We start from the raw sequence: 1,857 nt of genomic DNA on the forward strand, positions 1-1,857 counted from the left end.
ACGCCTGCCGCATTCACTGCCGTCGCGCTCAGGCTGTAGGTGCCGTCTGCGCCCAGCTCAGAGGTGGTGATGCTCCAGCGGCCGTCTTCGTCCGCGGTGCCTTCACCCACTTTAACGCGGTTGCCTTCGCTGTCGGTGGCCCAGATCTGCACCGTCATGCCCGGCGCGGTGCTGCCGTTGATGGTCGGGGTGGCGTCGTTGGTCACCTGGCCCTTCTGCAGGAAGCCGGTGTCGGCGTCTTCGCCCTGAGTGCGATCGTCGGCCACGTTTTCAATAGACGGCTGCGCCGGTGCGCTGGTCAGCAGGGTGAAGTCCCAGCTGGCGTCGGCGGTGCCGGACAGCTGCGGGCCCACGTTACCGGCTGCGTCCACGGCCGCCACGGTCAGGCTGTGGCCGCCGCTGGCCATGGCGTTACCCGGGGTGAAGCTCCACTCACCGGTGGACTGGTCCACTGCGGCATTGCCTATCAGCACGCCCTTGTCGTAAATATTGACGCTGACCACGCCGCCCGCCAGACCACCGGCGGTGATTTTACCCGCGTAGGTTGGCTGTGCGTCGTCGATGGTGCTGCCGTCAGCCACCACGCCCTGAACCGGCCCCACGTCGTCGGTCAGCGTGATGCTGCCCGCTTCGAACGCGTCCGTGCCCGGTGCGGTGGCATCGATGGTGAAGCTCCAGCTCTCATCGGCGGTGCCGGAGACCTGCGGACCTTCGTTACCCGCCCTGTCCACCGCCGCTACGGTGAACTCGTGGGCTGAGCCTTCTGCCAGATCGGCCGCCGGAGTGAAGCTCCACCTGCCGTCTTCGTCCACCGGTGCGCTGCCGATCAGCACGCCGTTGTCGTAGACATTAACGTGGTCAATATCTGCCGTGGCCTGACCCGCATAGGTCGGACGGAGGTCGTTCGTGGTGCTGCCGTCCGCGATGGTGCCGGTGACAGGTGCCACGTCGTCGGTCAGGGTGACGGAGCCGCTGACCACACCAGAGGTGATGTTGTCCGGCGGCGTGGTATCTGCCGGACCGTCCACGATGGCCGTGTTGGTATTGCCTGCCGGATCGGTCGCCACGATGGTCGCGCCCTCATCACCCACTTCGAGTGGGTTCGGCTGGAAGCTCCAGTTACCGTCTTCGTCTGCCACCACGGAGCTTTCGCTGCCGTCGGACGGATCGGTGATGGTGATGGTCGCGCCCGGCTCCGCCGTACCGCTGATTTCATCCGTTGTGTTGGTGATGATGACCGGTGCAGTCGTGCTGGTATCCAGCGTGAAGTCCCATACCGGGCTGTGGGCGCTTTCGTTGCCCGCTGCGTCGGTGCTGGTGACGGTGATATTGTGCCCGCCGTCCACCAGGTTGGTGGTCGGGGTGTAGCTCCAGTTGCCGTCCTTATCCGCCACCACGGAGCCCAGAACCTTGTCACCGTCGTAAACGGTGACGGTGGTTCCTGCTGCCGCAGTACCGGCAAAGGTCGGAGCCGGATCGTCAGTCGCGCCGCCAGGCGTGGTGGCGGTGCCCTGCACGGTGCCCACGACGTCGGCCATGGAGACAATTGTCGGGGCCGCCGGTGCGGTGGTATCCACGTTCAGGGTGATGGTCGCCTGCGCGGTGTTGCCCGCCGGGTTGGTCACTTCCGCAGTCCAGGTGTGCTCGCCGTCGGCAACTTCAGGCAGCTGGAATGTCCAGTGCCCCTGTCCGTCCGCCACGGCAGTGCCCAGCACGGTGCCTTCCCCGTTCTTAATGGTCACGGTGGCTCCCGCCAGCGTGGTGCCCTGCAGTTCCGGGGTGCTGTCGTCGGTCAGGCCGCCGTTCAGTACCGCGCCAGTGAGGCTACCCACGTTGTCGTTCGCCTGATCGATGGTC

At 66.0% G+C, this 1,857-nt stretch carries 1 protein-coding gene; it reads right to left on the minus strand.

Going from position 1 to position 1,857, the window contains the following annotated elements:
- Positions 1-1,857, minus strand: a 1,857-nt coding sequence (locus AB1287_RS01695) for an Ig-like domain-containing protein (protein ID WP_435616760.1), incomplete at both ends; no start/stop codon positions are given.

Origin of the sequence: Scandinavium sp. UTDF21-P1B (genome assembly GCF_040750395.1) — a bacterium.
Classification (GTDB): Bacteria; Pseudomonadota; Gammaproteobacteria; order Enterobacterales; family Enterobacteriaceae; genus Scandinavium.